Genomic DNA, 15,665 nt, shown 5'->3' on the forward strand with positions numbered 1-15,665 from the left:
TTAGGTCGAATATTTAAATTAGGCCACTTTGTGTACGGATTCTGGTTCGAGTTCATCACCTAGCTGCTTTTCGGTTGATTTTGGCAGCTGATAAAGCCAGCCACAGCTGATGGCTAAAAGTACCCCGCTAAACTGCCATGCTAAAGAGATAGAGTGGTATTGCGCTAGCCAACCTAGCAAAGTAGAAGCGATGACCGCTCCGCTAGTAATAACCAGTGAATGAAGAGACAGAATGGTCGAGCGATGGTTTGATGGCGTGTGCTGATTGACGAGCAATGTTTCTGAGTTACATCCGATGGTGAATAAAAAGAAAAAGCCAAGATATAAGCAACTAAAGCCAATGACGGATTGGCTAGATGCCAAAAGAAAGAGCAGAAGTGCCGCTCCTAAACGGGATACAACCAATAGCGCGCGGTGAGAGTGTTTAAACAATGCCAGTAGCGGTTGCGAGGCCAAAGACGCCGCGCCAGCCATGACAAAATAGAGCGCAGCAATCAGGCCAAATATACTGATAGATGATGAGTCACCGATTAACTGCTTTAAATAGGGTTGCCATAAGTTCTCTAACCCAGAAAGTACCCAGCCGTAAATAATACCCGTTTTAAACAGGCAACCAATCGTTGAGTGGAAAAAACTCGCCTGCAACATCGTTAAAGTATTGCGGTTTTCTTGATGGCTTTCGCTGCATTTATGGGAGTACGCTGACGACTCTTTTATTAAGCAAGGCGTGATTCCCATCAGTAATACGCTCAGCATAGCAATTACGACTAGGTTTGTGTCCATTGCGGACTGCAATTCAAAAGGGACCAAATGGGCACAACTGGCGAGATAGCCACCAACCAATGCGCCAAAGGCAAGGCCAATAGTGACCATAAAGTTGACTTTAGCCAGTGCCTGATGAAAGCTCATCGAGCCTTTCGCAGCCGTAAACGCATCGTAAAACCACGCGTCTAACGTACCTGAGTAGACAGCCCGAGCAGTGCCAAGCAATAAAGCCGCGCAAGCGATCGATGCAAAAGAGTCTGCAATTAGCAGCATCAAACTGCCCAGCGTAAGTATCACTAACGAAATTAAATAGGTGGTTAGGCGGCCAATTCTATCGGCTAAAACGCCAAGCGGCACTTCTAACAATGCGGTTGAAGCGACCCAAATCGCCATAATTAAGCCGATATCAGAGAGGTTAAGAGAGCGGCTTTGAAAAATGAGTACCAGCACGGGTATGGCTAGACCAGCAATGAACCAGTGCAACGTTTGCTGAATTGCATATTGGATGGTTAGGGTGGTTTTCTTCATGGTTACGTCCTCCTGCATGTTGAAGGGTTTCTTATTTTGACCTCTATTTCAAAGTGTTCGTGACATGGGTAATATAATGATACCTAAGGGCGCTTTAGATGAACGGATATGGACGATAAGTTACTGCAGCAAGTGTGTGAGTTACTCAAGAAGGAGTTGCGTAGGCAAAGGGTAGGTTACAAAGACCTAGGTTTGATGATGGACCTCTCTGAGGTGAGCGTGAAACGTTTGTTGAATAATCAACAGCCTCTTTCTTTGCAGCGATTAATTACAATCTGCCAAATATTATCACTGACACTGTCGAAATTATTGGATGAAGCAGAACGAAATCTCAATAGCATCCCACTTTTTACCGCGGAGCAAGATGCAGCGTTTTTTGCGCAGCCAGCGCTATTTACTTTTTGGAGTAAGCTAGCTGAAGAGCTTTCCGTGGCGGAGGTTGCTGAGTTATACCAATTGTCGCCAGCATCGGTTCATCTTTATTTGTCTCAGCTTGATAAGTTGGAGCTAATAGAGCTTGGGCTAAACAATCACGTTAAGCTACTTGCGCCTGCACACACCGCGTTTGATGTTGGCTCTAAATATGCTGCCTTTTTCACTCATGATGTGGTTAATCGATTGAAAGAGCGGGTGATTGAACTCTCGCCAGATGATGACCAAGGCTTTTTAGTGAGCTTAAAGGCCGAGCTTACTTTTGATGAGTTTCAAGAGATCAGGCAAACATTAGAAGAATGGTTGTTCGCAAAGCTACGCGATAGTCAAAACAAGCAAGCTCGAAAGGCGTTAGTGACCAAGCCGCATACCTTTGTAATGATGGGCGCTCAAGGGGCATATCATGATGATTTGCCCACGATTCCCAATATTGCGCCAGAGCTTTTAAGATAAAGGGTCTCTCGAGTTTTAGTTGATGAGGTTTAAGTGAATCTCAACCCATTTTCGGTGCCGTTTTTCGACTAAGATCTGGGGCAAAGTCTTCAAGAGTAAAGTCTAAACCAGACAACCAAAAATCACTGACTAGCTTGCGTGAGATGATGTATTGCTTTTTACCCACCTCTAAAGTTATTAAATAGTCGCCTGCAGTAAGCCCTTCAACCACGTAATACCCATCTGAATCGACAATACTGGAGTGCTCTGTCTGTTTCTGCAGATGTTTAAAGTGTATATAGGATTTTTCGTTAAGTGACATATGTATTTGCCCATCAATACCAAATGAGGCAAGCAGTACAATGTTGACTTGAGAAGTCGCAACTTCTCTTGTATCAACGAAAATCGGGTTTTGCGTAGGGCTTAAACTCAAATCGAGAGACCCTTCGTCAATCTGAATTGCTAAGCCCTTGCGGGCGGGTATGTTGTCAAAAGTAAATTCACCAGTGGCATTGGTCGTAACATATTGACTGAGTAGTTGCAGCTTAACGCCTCCAATGCCTTTGCCTTGTTCATCCACTACTTGGCCGACAACTTTGGCAAAGCTGTATTGATCCCACGTGGTCATTTGATGACTCGCTTGTTTGAAATTTGTTTTTGCGCCGAATTCGGTGGTCAGCTCAATTAGGTAGCTATCGTCTGTGCCATTGACGCTCAACTTTACATTGGGGTTAATTGTCCCGTGTATAGAGGCTGTGGTGTCCAACTCATGATCTTGATAAAGCAAAGACAGGTTGGCGGTGACCTCGTCAAATAAGCCGAATGTTGTAAGCCAGCAATTGCTGCATGCTTTGCGTAAACGAGCGTGGCTGCGCTGGTGACGACCTTGATGGTCAAAATGACTAGTCAAACTCCAAGAAGTATCGGAAAAGCTACTTTTGGTTAAGTTTAAAACATGCTCGGTGATGCTTTCTCCGCTATCACGCATCTTGGTAAAATCGGTAGTATAGTTGGCGTATAAACTATTATTAATTCGCCAACTAAAAGAGGGTTCGATCTGGTATTTTTTATCATTTAAGACGCTATTGAGTGACAGGCTGGTGGTGTTAAAGGCAATACCGTAATGTAGCTTGTGGTAATTCAAACTGTTCGGTTCAAAGTTATCTTTTTGGTTAAACAAAAGTGACAGCGAATGCCCTTTGTCAATGAGCAAGTCTAACTCGATAGGAAGGCGCTGTTGTTGTGACAGCCAACCTATTTGCGTTGATAGCCAATGCGCAGGAAGATACTTCACTTGGAAACCGAGATAGTCAGTATCATCGACGTGGAACCATGAGCTGCCAATGGTGATGTAGTCAGAAAGGCCATAGTCAATAGTAAGCCCCGCTGCGTATTGTTCTTCAGAACCAAAAGAAAACTGAGTAGACCATTCGCCCTTCGGAAGAAAATTATGATCGACTCCAGCGACGACGATTTCTTCTTCTGACCATAAACCTTCGCCGAGAAAATAACGAAAGGTAATCGTATCGCCCGGTGCTATATCTTGCTCCTGTATCGTAAAACGACCGAAAGAATCAGAGCGATAGCTGTTTTTGTAAATGCCGTTGACCAAAACGTCGATATCTATATTGGGTTTGGTGCTATTTTCCAGTTGTAAGGTGCCAAACCCGACGGCCAACTTTCGGTTGGTGTAGTAAATGCCATCTTCCAAGCTACTATTGTTCGTGAAGATTCCTCCATCTAGCAACACGTGCCCAATTTCAAGTACGCCAGCGTCGTCGTTAGTTGAGATCGCTACGTTATAATAAGCTAATGGTCTTTCGAGACGGCTATCGACAGAAAATTGAGATAGAGAGTCTGGCGTGCTGACTAAAATGTCAGATAGGCCAGAAATCGCTAGGTGATTCTTTTCATCAAATGATAGTGATGTGGATATTCGCGCAGACGCTCCCCAATGTTGGTTAGGAAGGTGAGCAACCTTTTGGCTGTTTTTTTCATGCTCTTGGGCTTTTTGTTTCGTGTCTTTTCTCAATCGCTCTATTTCTTCCTCCAGTTGCGCTCGAGATTTAAACCCCCTTGTCATGGTCAATTGGTAGTTATTAATACTCCATTGAGTTTTGACTGGTAAACATTGCTCAAGACTTTGCCAATGTATGTACCATTTATTTTCGAAGTGAACTGATTGTATGGGTTTTGCCGAAGTGTCGAGTTGATGACATGTCTTGCTTTTCAGATCAATGACGTAGGGAGGGCTTTCATAGCCTAAATCGTTAGGAAGATAAAACTCGCATTGAGTCGCGCGACATTCCCCTAGCATTTCTAATAAATAGAGTGCCATGTTTTCTGGAGACACATAAGGTTGTTCGCTTTCATCCATGATGACGCGATAGAAGTTGTCTCCGGTCGATGACAGTTTTACTTCGATGTGCGCAGGGTAATACTCTTCAGCTTTTGTATAGGGCGTACCTAAAAGCCCAATGATAGAGATTATCCCAATTAACCAGTTTTGCATTGATAAACTAAGAACAGTTAGCTATCTCTTGATCATCTTGTGTTAACACCACTTTCTGATTCTTTGTTAGTGGTCTAGTCATCGTGGACTCACGCAGTAAGATGAGTTTCTTAGGCTCTGACTCATCGCTTAGCTTTAACCATGTGTCGAGCTGAAACGCGCTATTGTTAACAATTGAGAAATTGCCTTCATGACACTGTAACGTAAAGTTTTGAGCTGGTTGACCTTTGCTGACATAGACAGGAATAAACGTACTTATTTTGAATGTGATATCGATGCTGGTTGTATTTTCCTGGCTGGTTTTTGGCGCGGATTCGGTCGTTGGGGTTGGCGAGAAACGCAAGTAAGCTCGATACTCTCCGTCTGGCTGGTTGGTATCAATGGCATCGACTCGAACGCGTATTGTGCGGCGCTGGCCTGGTTTTAAACTGCGGATCACTGGTGGTGAGATACGAATAGAGTCCTGAATGTTTTCCAAAGCAGCGATGTTGTCGTCATGCCTATAGACTCCGTCACCGACAACTTTCTTGTAGGTCGTGCTAATTTCAAGTCTTACTGGCTCATCACCAGTATTCTCGACGACAACTTTTTGTGTGGTTGTGTTGCTTCCGTCTAGCACTAATCGTGTTGGGGCAATTAATAACTGCGCTAAAGACTGTGTGCTAAATAACACACAAAAAATAAGGATAAGTAACTTCATTGATATTTAATCTCAAATACTATCGAATTAGAATAATTTCCTGCTGCGTTATTGGCTTTAATATCGGCTTTAGCTCCAATGCAAAGTAAATCTGTTATTCCATTGTTTTTTATAAGGGCTTTTCCCGATTTAGATAAACCACATCCGAAGGAAAATTTATTTATTTTGATATGGCTGTTTCCATTGCTTACATGTTGGTTTTTAGGCAATGAAACACCGATGCTTTTCCCTTTTTCGCCTTTTACATAGAACCTAAATACGTCTGGTTGATTGAGTTCAGGGTCAGAAATAACTCTTTGGTTAGAGCCAGAAATACTCATCTGAGAGAAAGTTAATCTTTGATTGTCGTGAACTATTTCTAGTGCGTCAGCGAAAGAGTAAAAGCAACTCGTTATCAAGGTAAAAAAAAGAGTGCAAAGACGCATAATGAAAGCAGCAGCACAAAATGTACTGCCGCCCTTTAAATTATTGGTAGGTTACTTCTACAGGGATACTTTGCGCGTAGCTGCCTTCGACCAGTGAAGCTGAAGCAATAGCTGCTGTACCACCGATGTTGAGTGTTGCATTACCACCCGTCAGGGTAAGAGTAGTTGGAGCATCTAGGCTAAGACCGATTGTGTTCGCGCCATTTTTAATGGTAGTAGAGTTCGCGTCTCCGACGTTCACGTTAACAATGTCACCTGCTTTACCCGTTACGTTAAATGTCGCTGCGCCTGCGTCACCCTGAGCGATAACAATGTCAGTGTTGTCACTAGTGGTAATAACACCAAAATCCAAACCACTTACACGGTTTAACGTGATTGCTTGTTTAACTTCAAGAGTTGCGTCAAAAGTCCCTGTCGCGGCAAATACTTGCGTAGATGATAATACGATTGCTGAAGTAACGACTGCTTTTACTAACTTGTTCATGCTTATATCCTTATCAATGAATGCTATTAATTTAAAGTTCTTGCAAATAAAAATATTAATTATTTGGCAAGCACAGTGAGGTTGTTATTTTAAATAAGTTAATGATTGGTTGTTGTTATGGAACTTATGGCAATGGTTAAATCTTGGCAATAAGGTTTATGTTATGTCGGTATATAAGTGCGACGTAGTGCAAATAGTACTCAAGTACTATCTAATGTGAGACATCGTTTGTTTTTGATTGTGTTAATTATGAGATTTTATTAGTCATTTAGTATTAATTTCCACTGCTAAAATAAGGTCTTTGGTTTTATTTCTGCTAAATGCTAAATAATTAGTGTTTGACGGGGGTGTTTTTGTGAAGTTAAGCCATTAACTATTGTGAAAAGAATATTTCAGTTACATGAATGCGAGAGATGGTGGAGTGGTGTTTACCACCATCGATACGTGAGGACCGATGGTGGCAATGAGCAAGTCGTAACTAGAATGCCTAAAACACAAAATTAACCATAAGGGTGAACAAGTGGGCTTCTTGCTCTTGAGGTACAGAAATAAAAGGACCTCTATCATTGTTGTCTGATTCTAAATATTGCCATTCAGCGTTGATAGAGACATTAGTGAGTAAGTCATATCGTGCACCAATGGTTACGCTGTCGCCAATGCTATCCTCATTCATGTCATAAAGTTGCCCGTAAACGAGATACGGTGTGATCTGATTAATGTTGTAATTTATAGCGCCATACCAAGCCGTGGTTCTATCGTTTCGTTCTGCTTCAAGTGCCAATGTTAGGTAGTCAAACTCGTATTCTGCACCTAGAGCAAAGAGCTCAATACTTTGGTTTGGATCCTCAATTATCATTTGTGGAATAGTAATTTGACCCACATTGGGCACCATTTGCACGACGTTGGTTAAAGTCACTTTTTGATCATAACTTGAATCTAAATAACTTAGGTTCAAGCGATAGTTATCAGCAGAGTAGGTGACATTGATGCCCCACATTTCTTTGGTTTCTAAGTCGACTTTGCTATTTGGGCTAACAACAACGGAGATTGAGTCTTTCGTTCCGTAGAATGGGGTAATGGCCACTATCCCGTCGTCTTCAATATCAAACTCCCAAGAGAAGCTGACCCCTTTGTAAGACGTTATACCAAGTAAACTGTCATACACTTCGGTAGGCGGTCGTGCGGTGGTGTAGGCGTGGCCGACGTAATAATATTCAGAGGTTAAGAACAAAGGTAAGCGTTGCTGACCGATGCGGAAGGTAATATCTTGCCATTCGTAGCCAATAAACGCCCATTCTAGCTCGGGGTCATCCCAATCATCTTGTGGTCGTTTAACCACTTGAGCAGAAGCATGAAAGTTATTGAAGTACCCATCTAACTGAAAACCGATGGTCGTATCGCAATCAAAGCAACTTTCATCGGAAATGTTGCGGTGAACAAACAGTGGAGTGGGGTTATCAGATTTTGTCCACGAGGTAGAACCAAAACCACTAAAAGAAAGGTATTCACCAAGTTCGATGGCGGCCAGTGATGGCGCACTAAAACATAGTGCAAGTGCGGTGATAATCGGCTTCATACTACTTATCTCCCTCTACTACATACAGGATGTTGGCATCGGTTGGTAAACTTTCGAGTGGCGCATAGCCAATTCGATAGGGCTTTTCTTTCATCCAATTGAGTAGGGCATCGATTTCTGCATTGGGCAGTTCTCTTGGGGGGCGAGCTTTACCTGAGAAAGTAAGCGAGGCCCAGTGGGCGTTCATTTGTGCGCTGTTTTTTCCAAGTAGGAACTGGTAAAACTCTGAACGTTCTTCACTTTGCTCTGGCCAATCAGAGAGTTCGATTTTTTTGCCATTGAGGCGTTTGGTTTTTCCTCGGTAGAGTTTGCGAGCCTTATTCACAGAGAGCGATTCAAAATTAGAATCTAGCGAGAATATGGCGTAGTCTTGCGCGGCCATCGCTTCGCTGGGAATGGGCGCAATAACGGCCAACACTAATGCCGAGAAAATAAAACTTCTTGCAATGGTGTGGCGTGCTGACGTTGAAAAAAAGTGCACTTTCATGGTGTTCACTGCCAAGTTAGATGATGTCTTCAATTTGTTGAATTAACTTTTCTTTTCGTACCGGTTTCGCCACATACGCATCCATACCAGAATCAAAACAGCGTTGGATATCGTCATCTACAACACTGGCGGTCAATGCGATGATAGGTGTTTTACCAATGCCCGATTCACTCTCGTAGCGGCGAATGTCTTCTGTGGCTTGGAAGCCATCTTTTATCGGCATCATGCAATCCATTAAGATCACATCAAAGCTGCTATCCGCGCAGTACATATCAACCGCTATTTGGCCATTATCAGCAATATCGAACTGGTAGCCCGCTTTTTGCAACATGACGGAAGCGACTTTTTGGTTTACACGATTGTCTTCAACCAGCAATACGCGTTCACTCTTTGTGTTTACCTCTGACGGGGGAGTGTTATGCGTCTTTGGCTCGCTCGCTTTGATTGCGCTTTCGACTGGTGGCTTGTCGAATGTTTGAGTAGCGTGATTTGTACTTACACCCCCAACAGGAAGTAAGGCGCTGGTTTGAATTTTTTCGCGAAGTATTTCTGCTTTAAACGGCTTGGATACATAGTCGTCCATACCGACATCAAAGCAGAGTTGAATATCGTCATCCACGATACTGGCGGTAAGCGCGATAATTGGGATGGGTTGCTCTATTTGGGTTTGTAGTTCATAAGCACGAATTGCTTTCGTTGAGGCAAAACCATCCATAACAGGCATCATACAGTCCATCAGGATAAGCGCGTAACGGTCTGGCTCGGCGCAGTACATATCCAGTGCTTGCTGGCCATCATCGGCCAAATCGAATTCATAACCTGCTTTACTGACGTGCAGGCTAGCGATTTTTTGGTTTACTGCGTTGTCATCGACAATCAATATCCGTGAATGACAGTGACCAACGGGCGCAGTAGCATCGTCTGGTAAAGGGTTAGAGTTTTTGGCCATTTCAATTGCTTTGAGTAAGCGCTTGCCGAGCAGAGGTCGAGTAACTAACGCTTTTATCGCGTTGGCAAAATCAAAACCTTCGCTGTTGAAATGGCGAACAATACAAACGTTCACTTGTTGCTCAGTCAGGCGGTTGAAGCAAGGCGTAAGTTTACTAGCGCAATTTGGTTCGGCTTCGATATAAAGAAGCGTTTGCCCTTGAGTTAGCTCTATGGCTTGGTTGAACTGTTCAATACTGGTGTATTGTGGGCAATGTTGAATACCGTAAAACGCGAGATCGTCACTGATGAGTTTGCTGAGTGACTCATCGCTACTGACTAAGTGCAGAGTGTTGTTGGTTTGCTTAGTTTTGTAGTGACTCTCTTCAACATCCAGTTCCAGCTGAAAGTAAAAACGACTGCCCAAATGTTTGACGGAATCAAGTTGGATCTTTCCGCCCATCAGTTCAACCAACTGGGTGCTAATGGCAAGACCTAAACCTGTACCGCCATACTGACGTGTGGTTGACTCGTCTTCTTGTGAAAATGGTTCAAAAATCTTCTTCTGTTGTTGCTCATCAATACCAATGCCACTGTCTTTGACTGAGAACTCAATGGTGGCTTTATTGTTATTAGTATCTGAGGCATTAGTTTCTATGGTGTCGATTCTAAGTTCGACACTGCCTTTCTCAGTGAACTTGACTGCGTTGGACATAAAGTTCATCAATATTTGGCGTAGTCTGTGGTCGTCAATCGCCACTTTGTACGGGGTATTGCGACTAATATGGACTTGCAAGTCGAGCTGTTTTTCTTTTGCTTTTGGCGCAATGACAGAAGCAATATCGTAAATGGTTTCACGAACACAGGTTGGATGATGGCTAATCAACAACATGCCAGATTCGATTTTAGAGAAGTCGAGAATATCGTTAATTAGACTCAGTAATAGCTGGGAAGAGGTTTCGATTGTGTCGACATAATCGCGTTGTGTGGCGCTTAGGTCGGTATCTCCCAGCACTTCTGAAATACCAATCACTCCATTGAGTGGTGTGCGTATTTCATGGGACATATTCGCCAAAAAGCTGCTTTTCGCTTTACTGGCTTGAATGGCATCCTCTTTTGCTTGTTCAGCATCTTCTTTCGCTTTGAGTAATCGTTCACTGGCTTGTTGCCGTTCGATAGTAAGCCTTTCAACTTCTCGTGCGAATTGACTGAGTTCATCATTGCCTTTGATGCTGTCAGTAAGAGGCGCTTGCTGTTCATTTTCAGGCGCGCTGAGATACGCGAGGACTTTATGCAAATTATTGGTGACCCGCGAGGCCAAACTGATTGCAAGGCCAGCCACCAAAAGTGTAATGACTGAAATTGAGCCCACAAAGATCAAACGTTGCGTTTGTGCTTGGTCTATCGCCATGTTGATGCCGTTGGTCAACTCAGCTTCGATAGAAACACCAAGCTTACGCAGTAACTCAAGACGTGAGGTGAGCGCAAACACTCCCATGCTGACTTGTTGGTTATTGAGGGTTGCGAGTTCTTGTGGAGAGAGAAGCTGGTGGCGAAATTGTTGGCTATCACTAAATGCTTGGCTGCTGAACGTTTTAACCATCCGTTCTACTTGAGCGGAGTTAGCATTCAGTGTGACAAAGCGTTCAACAAACAATTGCTGCTGTTGAGCTAGTTGTCTGATGCTCGATTGTAGGTCTTGATCGTATTCGCCATTTGCTAATTGGTTAAAGCTTAGTCTTTGACTTAGGCGGTTTTCTTCGCTGGCCCAAAACATCAACCATTCTATTTGCATCAGCGCTTGAATATCTTGGCTTACGCTTTGAGGCACACCTTGAAGTTCAACTCGTTCTAACTGCATTAAATGCTCTTGGTAAAGCTCGGCATACCACTCATGGCTATCAAACAATTCATCCGCATCTGAGATGGACGCCATTTCTTGATTCGCGGCGAGAAGCTCTTCTAAACCTTGCTGAGCGAGCGAAAGGTTGGCACTAAAAATTAATCCGAGCTTAGTTTCTAACTCTTGTTGTATGGACGGGGGTATTTGCCCGTTAGCTTGATGGCTGGTTTGATACAAGCTAGATATTTGGTTGAGGTAGCGGCTTAAATTATGCGCGCGCTCTAGTTGTTCGGTTTGTTGGTTAAGCGCTGCAATTTGACGAAAGGCGAAAAAAAGCAGCAGAAGAATAGGCAGCAACACCAAGCCAAACAATTTATATTTGACCGATACGTCACTCCACGACATCCGTTTAGTCATTGAATAATCCATTTATTTAGCCAACTTATATGCAAAGTGTAGACTAGAAAAAACGAAATACGGCAACGTGTTAACAAAAGTTATACTTTATAAAATTTGCGCGTTGATATACCAAAGGACAAACCCATCTAGTACCAAGGTTGATGTGGGGTGGTGGGATTATCAACTAAAACTAAAAACTGATTAATCGATTCAATCTATTATCATTTTTGGTGTTACTGCTAACCTTTAGCCATATCGAAATGATTCAAACCTAACGGGTTACGAGATGGAGAAAAATATGTTTGCTTACTTTTCTGTACTAGAAGTGACTGTCACTGATGATTCATGGGTGGCGAGTTATGTGGCGGATGCCAATCGCTTAGTCCACAAACACGGTGGACAATACTTAGCGCGCACAAGTAATCACCAAGTTCTAGAAGGTGATCGCGAAAATCCGGCGTTACGCATCGTGATTGGTTGGCCATCTAAGCAAGCTGCGCTTGATTTTATGAGTGACCCAGAATACGTACCTCATTTACGAGCTCGCACGGCTGGGTCTGTTAGCCACCATGCGCTTATTGAAGCAAAAGACGACTTGGCATAATCAACGAGGCAGGAAACGACCATGAAAACGATTTTACTGACGGGCGCAACGGATGGCATTGGCTTTGAAACGGCGAAGCAACTGGTAGAGCTTGGGCATCATGTTGTATTGCATGGCCGAAATGCAGATAAGTTAGCATGCGTAGAGCAAGAACTAGCAGCGTTAAACCCAGACGCTAACGTAGAAACAGTGGTCTCTGACCTTTCGAACTTGGCTGCGGTACGTGACATGGTAGCTGAAATCGCGCAGCGCTTTGGTCGGATTGATATTCTGATTAACAATGCTGGCGTCTTTACTACTAACCAAACAGTGACGCCTGAAGGGTTAGATGTCCGCTTTGTGGTGAATACCATTGCTCCGTACTTACTAACCAAAGAATTACTGCCTTTGCTATGCACTAATGCCCGAGTGGTCAACTTATCATCAGCCGCGCAAGCCAGCGTAGATGTTGATGCGTTGCTAGGTAAAAAGACGTTGGGTGATAACCCTGCATACGCACAAAGCAAGCTAGCGTTAACCATGTGGTCGCGCATGTTAGGCTTAGAAAATCGTGCTCATGGCCCAATGATTGTATCCGTCAATCCAAAGTCTTTCTTAGGCAGTAAAATGGTCAAAAAAGCCTACGGAGTTGCGGGTGGCGATATTCGACTAGGCGCACATATTTTGGTGAAGGCTGCATTGTCTGAAGAGTTTGAAAATGCTCATGGCGCATATTATGACAATGACATTGAAGCGTTTGCTCAGCCCCACGCCGATGCGTTGGATGACGGTAAAGTGATGAAAGTCATCGCGGCGATAGATTCCTTGTTGGCCTAGTTGGCTATTAATTAGGAACGAAATTGAATTAGAACCAAATTGGTTAATCTAAAAGCCTCTAGCTTCGCTAGGGGCTTTTTTCTGCGTTTAAATTATTATCAACAAAAACTAAAAACTGATTGCTTTTTAAGCTCTATTATCAAGCCAGTGTTTAAGTCATATGCTCTTCGCAACAGTAAGAGCCACCAATGCCGCGTGCGTGTTTGAATGCAGGTACGGCTCATTTCATACACCGGAGACAAGCAATATGAACTATCAAGGCAAAGTATACCGACCATGGCCGGAGTACCGCAGCATCCTCATTCAAACCACGTTGGGGTGTAGTATAAATACCTGTACCTTTTGCAGCATGTTTGATGATAAGCGCTTTAAAGTGTGTCCGGTTGAGGACGTCATTAAAGATATAGAACAAGCGCGCGTTATGTACCCGTATGTGGAGTCAATATTCTTAATTGATGGCAATGTGATGGCCGCAAGAACCGACTATCTGTTAAAGATCTTTGATAAGCTGCGCACCACGTTTCCAGAGTGTAAAAAGATCTCGCTCTATAGCGGCCTTAATGACTTTCGCCGTAAAAGTGTATCAGAGCTGAAAGAGCTGGTGGATGCGGGGTTAAATATGGCGTATTCAGGGTTAGAATCGGGTGACCCTGTGGTGCTTGAGCGTATTAAAAAGCGCATGACCCCTAAGCAAGTGGTGGAGGGTATGGAAATGGCTAAAGAAGCGGGCATTGAAGTTCTGCTCTCGTTTATCTTTGGTTTAGGCGGTCAAGAGCGAACCAAGCAACATATCAAAGCGACCACAGAGATCTTAAATCTTACTCAACCTGAAGAAATTGCGCCTATGGCATTGGCGATTCAGCCGGGCACTGAACTTGAGAAAGAGCTCCACCGCGGTGAGTTTAAGATGCCGACTCAAATGCAGGTTCTGGAAGAAGAAAAATATCTGTTGGAAAACCTCAATATTGATACTTTTTATTGGGGTGACCACGGTAATAACTTAGTCCAGCAAAAAGGATTCTTGCTTGATTCAAGAGAGTTTTTCTTGGCAAATATTAATCAAGCCATCCGCGAAAATCCGATGGCAAAAGAGAACATCATTGAGACATTTTCTTGGTGATTGAGCGCCTCTTCGGCTAGTCGAATATTGTTTGGCTAGAAATAGCGAGTCACCTTCTCGACCCCACACAAAGAGAAGGTGACATAGCATATAGCCATCAATCAATGATTGGGGTCTACAGCTCTACGCGCTCCTTTTTTTAGAATAATTGTTCTACTTTAACGCGATGAATTTAAGTAACTTATTTAAGGTAAGTGCAAATTTATGCTACTTGTTTTTATGTGTGGTATTTCATTTTGATAAAAAGCCAAAATAACGAGTGTTTGATCACGATTTTCTGCAAATGTAATGCTTTGGTGGTATAAAATTGCGATGCATCAAACTTTTTGTCTGGGTATTTATGCAAAGTTAACCGCAAATAAATAAACCAATAATATGCGGAGCAATCCAATGACAAGTGCATTTTTCATCCCAACTGTTAACTTTATGGGCGCTGGTTGCCTAAAAGATGCTGCTGATAGTATTCAGTCTCAAGGCTTCAAAAAAGGTCTAATCGTCACTGACAAAATCCTAAGCCAGATTGGTATGGTTAAGCAGGTACAAGAGCTACTTGCACAACGCAATGTTGAAACAGTTGTCTTTGACGGCACACAACCTAACCCAACAATTTCTAACGTTAATGACGGCTTAGCGCTGTTAAAAGAAAACCAATGTGATTTCGTTATTTCACTAGGTGGCGGCTCTCCGCACGATTGTGCGAAAGGTATTGCGCTAGTGGCATCAAACGGTGGTGAAATCGCTGATTATGAAGGCGTAGATCAGTCAGCTAAACCAATGCTGCCTCTAATTGCTATTAACACAACTGCGGGTACAGCATCTGAAATGACACGTTTCTGCATCATCACAGATGAAGAGCGTCACATTAAAATGGCTATCGTTGATAAGCACACAACGCCGCTTATTTCAGTAAACGATCCTGAGCTTATGCTTGCAAAACCTGCGTCGCTAACAGCAGCTACAGGTATGGACGCGCTAACGCATGCCATTGAAGCTTACGTGTCAATCGCAGCGACACCTATCACTGATGCAGTCGCGATTAAAGCAATTGAACTGATTCAAGCATTCCTACGCAAAGCGGTAGAAAATGGTGATGATATCGAAGCTCGTGAACAGATGGCTTACGCTCAGTTCATGGCGGGTATGGCGTTTAACAATGCCTCTCTAGGTTACGTTCACGCGATGGCACACCAACTAGGTGGCTTCTACGATCTGCCACACGGTGTTTGTAACGCAATTCTTCTACCGCACGTACAGCGCTACAACGCACAAGTTTGCCCAGAGCGACTACGTGACGTAGCGAAAGCGATGGGTGTTAATGTAGAAGAGATGACAGCAGAGCAAGGTGCGGACGCAGCAATCGATGCAATCGTTGCACTTGCAAAAGATGTAGGTATTCCTGCGGGCATTAAAGAGCTAGGCGCGAAATCTGAAGATATCGCAACGCTTGCTGATAACGCTCTAAAAGACGCTTGTGGTTTCACTAACCCTAAACAAGCAACGCACGAAGAAATCTGCGCGATTTTTGAAGCGGCAATGTAATTGATTCGAGCTTGAGTATGACGAAGCCTCCTATAATAGGAGGCTTTTTTGTACGGACGGAACATTGGCTGTATTA

13 protein-coding genes are annotated in these 15,665 nt (G+C 43.5%); 5 read left to right on the top strand and 8 right to left on the bottom strand.

Annotation, left to right across the window (positions count from 1 at the left end; genetic code table 11):
- Positions 1 to 18: 18 nt before the first annotated feature.
- Positions 19 to 1,293 carry an MFS transporter gene (locus OH461_RS07445; protein ID WP_270020002.1) on the bottom strand — a complete coding sequence of 425 codons (1,275 nt, stop codon included), beginning with the start codon at positions 1,291 to 1,293 and terminating at the stop codon, positions 19 to 21.
- Positions 1,294 to 1,401: 108 nt separating this feature from the next.
- Between OH461_RS07445 and OH461_RS07450 the strand changes: the two genes are divergently transcribed.
- A complete protein-coding gene (locus OH461_RS07450; protein ID WP_270020003.1) occupies positions 1,402 to 2,178 on the top strand; it encodes a helix-turn-helix domain-containing protein in 777 nt (258 codons plus the stop codon).
- A 40-nt stretch (positions 2,179 to 2,218) separates the two neighbouring features.
- Here the strand turns inward: OH461_RS07450 and OH461_RS07455 are convergent, their stop codons facing one another.
- The 7 genes from OH461_RS07455 to OH461_RS07485 form a co-directional block, all read right to left on the bottom strand.
- Complete coding sequence (locus OH461_RS07455) at positions 2,219 to 4,669, bottom strand: carboxypeptidase-like regulatory domain-containing protein (RefSeq protein ID WP_270020004.1); 2,451 nt, start codon at positions 4,667 to 4,669, stop codon at positions 2,219 to 2,221.
- A 7-nt stretch (positions 4,670 to 4,676) separates the two neighbouring features.
- The gene (locus OH461_RS07460; protein WP_270020005.1) at positions 4,677 to 5,369 is read right to left on the bottom strand and encodes a fimbrial biogenesis chaperone; all 693 of its coding nucleotides are present in this window, start codon (positions 5,367 to 5,369) and stop codon (positions 4,677 to 4,679) included.
- Positions 5,366 to 5,689 carry a DUF4402 domain-containing protein gene (locus OH461_RS07465; protein WP_270020006.1) on the bottom strand — a complete coding sequence of 108 codons (324 nt, stop codon included), beginning with the start codon at positions 5,687 to 5,689 and terminating at the stop codon, positions 5,366 to 5,368. The genes OH461_RS07460 and OH461_RS07465 overlap by 4 nt, the downstream gene beginning before the upstream one ends.
- Positions 5,690 to 5,834: 145 nt before the next feature.
- Entirely contained in the window at positions 5,835 to 6,278 is a 444-nt protein-coding gene (locus OH461_RS07470) for a DUF4402 domain-containing protein (protein WP_270020007.1), read from the bottom strand.
- Positions 6,279 to 6,765: 487 nt separating this feature from the next.
- Entirely contained in the window at positions 6,766 to 7,854 is a 1,089-nt protein-coding gene (locus OH461_RS07475; protein ID WP_270020008.1) for a porin, read from the bottom strand.
- A 1-nt stretch (position 7,855) separates the two neighbouring features.
- Entirely contained in the window at positions 7,856 to 8,341 is a 486-nt protein-coding gene (locus tag OH461_RS07480; protein WP_333482218.1) for a hypothetical protein, read from the bottom strand.
- 16 nt (positions 8,342 to 8,357) lie between these two features.
- A complete protein-coding gene (locus OH461_RS07485; RefSeq protein WP_270020009.1) occupies positions 8,358 to 11,528 on the bottom strand; it encodes a response regulator in 3,171 nt (1,056 codons plus the stop codon).
- Between the two features lie 280 nt (positions 11,529 to 11,808).
- Between OH461_RS07485 and OH461_RS07490 the strand changes: the two genes are divergently transcribed.
- The 4 genes from OH461_RS07490 to yiaY all read left to right on the top strand — a co-directional run bounded on the left by OH461_RS07490 (position 11,809) and on the right by yiaY (position 15,589).
- Positions 11,809 to 12,114, top strand: coding sequence for a DUF1330 domain-containing protein (locus OH461_RS07490; protein WP_270020010.1), 306 nt, complete (start codon positions 11,809 to 11,811; stop codon positions 12,112 to 12,114).
- Between the two features lie 21 nt (positions 12,115 to 12,135).
- Positions 12,136 to 12,930 carry an SDR family NAD(P)-dependent oxidoreductase gene (locus OH461_RS07495; protein WP_270020011.1) on the top strand — a complete coding sequence of 265 codons (795 nt, stop codon included), beginning with the start codon at positions 12,136 to 12,138 and terminating at the stop codon, positions 12,928 to 12,930.
- A gap of 247 nt (positions 12,931 to 13,177) precedes the next feature.
- Positions 13,178 to 14,050, top strand: a complete 873-nt coding sequence (locus tag OH461_RS07500; RefSeq protein WP_270020012.1) for a B12-binding domain-containing radical SAM protein — start codon at positions 13,178 to 13,180, stop codon at positions 14,048 to 14,050.
- A gap of 390 nt (positions 14,051 to 14,440) precedes the next feature.
- The gene (yiaY, locus tag OH461_RS07505) at positions 14,441 to 15,589 is read left to right on the top strand and encodes an L-threonine dehydrogenase (protein WP_270020013.1); all 1,149 of its coding nucleotides are present in this window, start codon (positions 14,441 to 14,443) and stop codon (positions 15,587 to 15,589) included.
- The last annotated feature ends 76 nt before the right edge of the window (positions 15,590 to 15,665 follow it).

Source organism: Vibrio sp. LaRot3 (assembly GCF_027587025.1).
In the GTDB taxonomy this organism is placed as follows: Bacteria; Pseudomonadota; Gammaproteobacteria; order Enterobacterales; family Vibrionaceae; genus Vibrio.

What these genes read in the sequence shown, in the direction of transcription:
- OH461_RS07445 (WP_270020002.1), bottom strand. Translation starts at nt 1,293, where the DNA reads ATGAAGAAAACCACCCTAACCATCCAATATGCAATTCAGCAAACGTTG.
- OH461_RS07450 (WP_270020003.1), top strand. Translation starts at nt 1,402, where the DNA reads ATGGACGATAAGTTACTGCAGCAAGTGTGTGAGTTACTCAAGAAGGAG.
- OH461_RS07455 (WP_270020004.1), bottom strand. Translation starts at nt 4,669, where the DNA reads ATGCAAAACTGGTTAATTGGGATAATCTCTATCATTGGGCTTTTAGGT.
- OH461_RS07460 (WP_270020005.1), bottom strand. Translation starts at nt 5,369, where the DNA reads ATGAAGTTACTTATCCTTATTTTTTGTGTGTTATTTAGCACACAGTCT.
- OH461_RS07465 (WP_270020006.1), bottom strand. Translation starts at nt 5,689, where the DNA reads ATGAGTATTTCTGGCTCTAACCAAAGAGTTATTTCTGACCCTGAACTC.
- OH461_RS07470 (WP_270020007.1), bottom strand. Translation starts at nt 6,278, where the DNA reads ATGAACAAGTTAGTAAAAGCAGTCGTTACTTCAGCAATCGTATTATCA.
- OH461_RS07475 (WP_270020008.1), bottom strand. Translation starts at nt 7,854, where the DNA reads ATGAAGCCGATTATCACCGCACTTGCACTATGTTTTAGTGCGCCATCA.
- OH461_RS07480 (WP_333482218.1), bottom strand. Translation starts at nt 8,341, where the DNA reads ATGAAAGTGCACTTTTTTTCAACGTCAGCACGCCACACCATTGCAAGA.
- OH461_RS07485 (WP_270020009.1), bottom strand. Translation starts at nt 11,528, where the DNA reads ATGACTAAACGGATGTCGTGGAGTGACGTATCGGTCAAATATAAATTG.
- OH461_RS07490 (WP_270020010.1), top strand. Translation starts at nt 11,809, where the DNA reads ATGTTTGCTTACTTTTCTGTACTAGAAGTGACTGTCACTGATGATTCA.
- OH461_RS07495 (WP_270020011.1), top strand. Translation starts at nt 12,136, where the DNA reads ATGAAAACGATTTTACTGACGGGCGCAACGGATGGCATTGGCTTTGAA.
- OH461_RS07500 (WP_270020012.1), top strand. Translation starts at nt 13,178, where the DNA reads ATGAACTATCAAGGCAAAGTATACCGACCATGGCCGGAGTACCGCAGC.
- yiaY (WP_270020013.1), top strand. Translation starts at nt 14,441, where the DNA reads ATGACAAGTGCATTTTTCATCCCAACTGTTAACTTTATGGGCGCTGGT.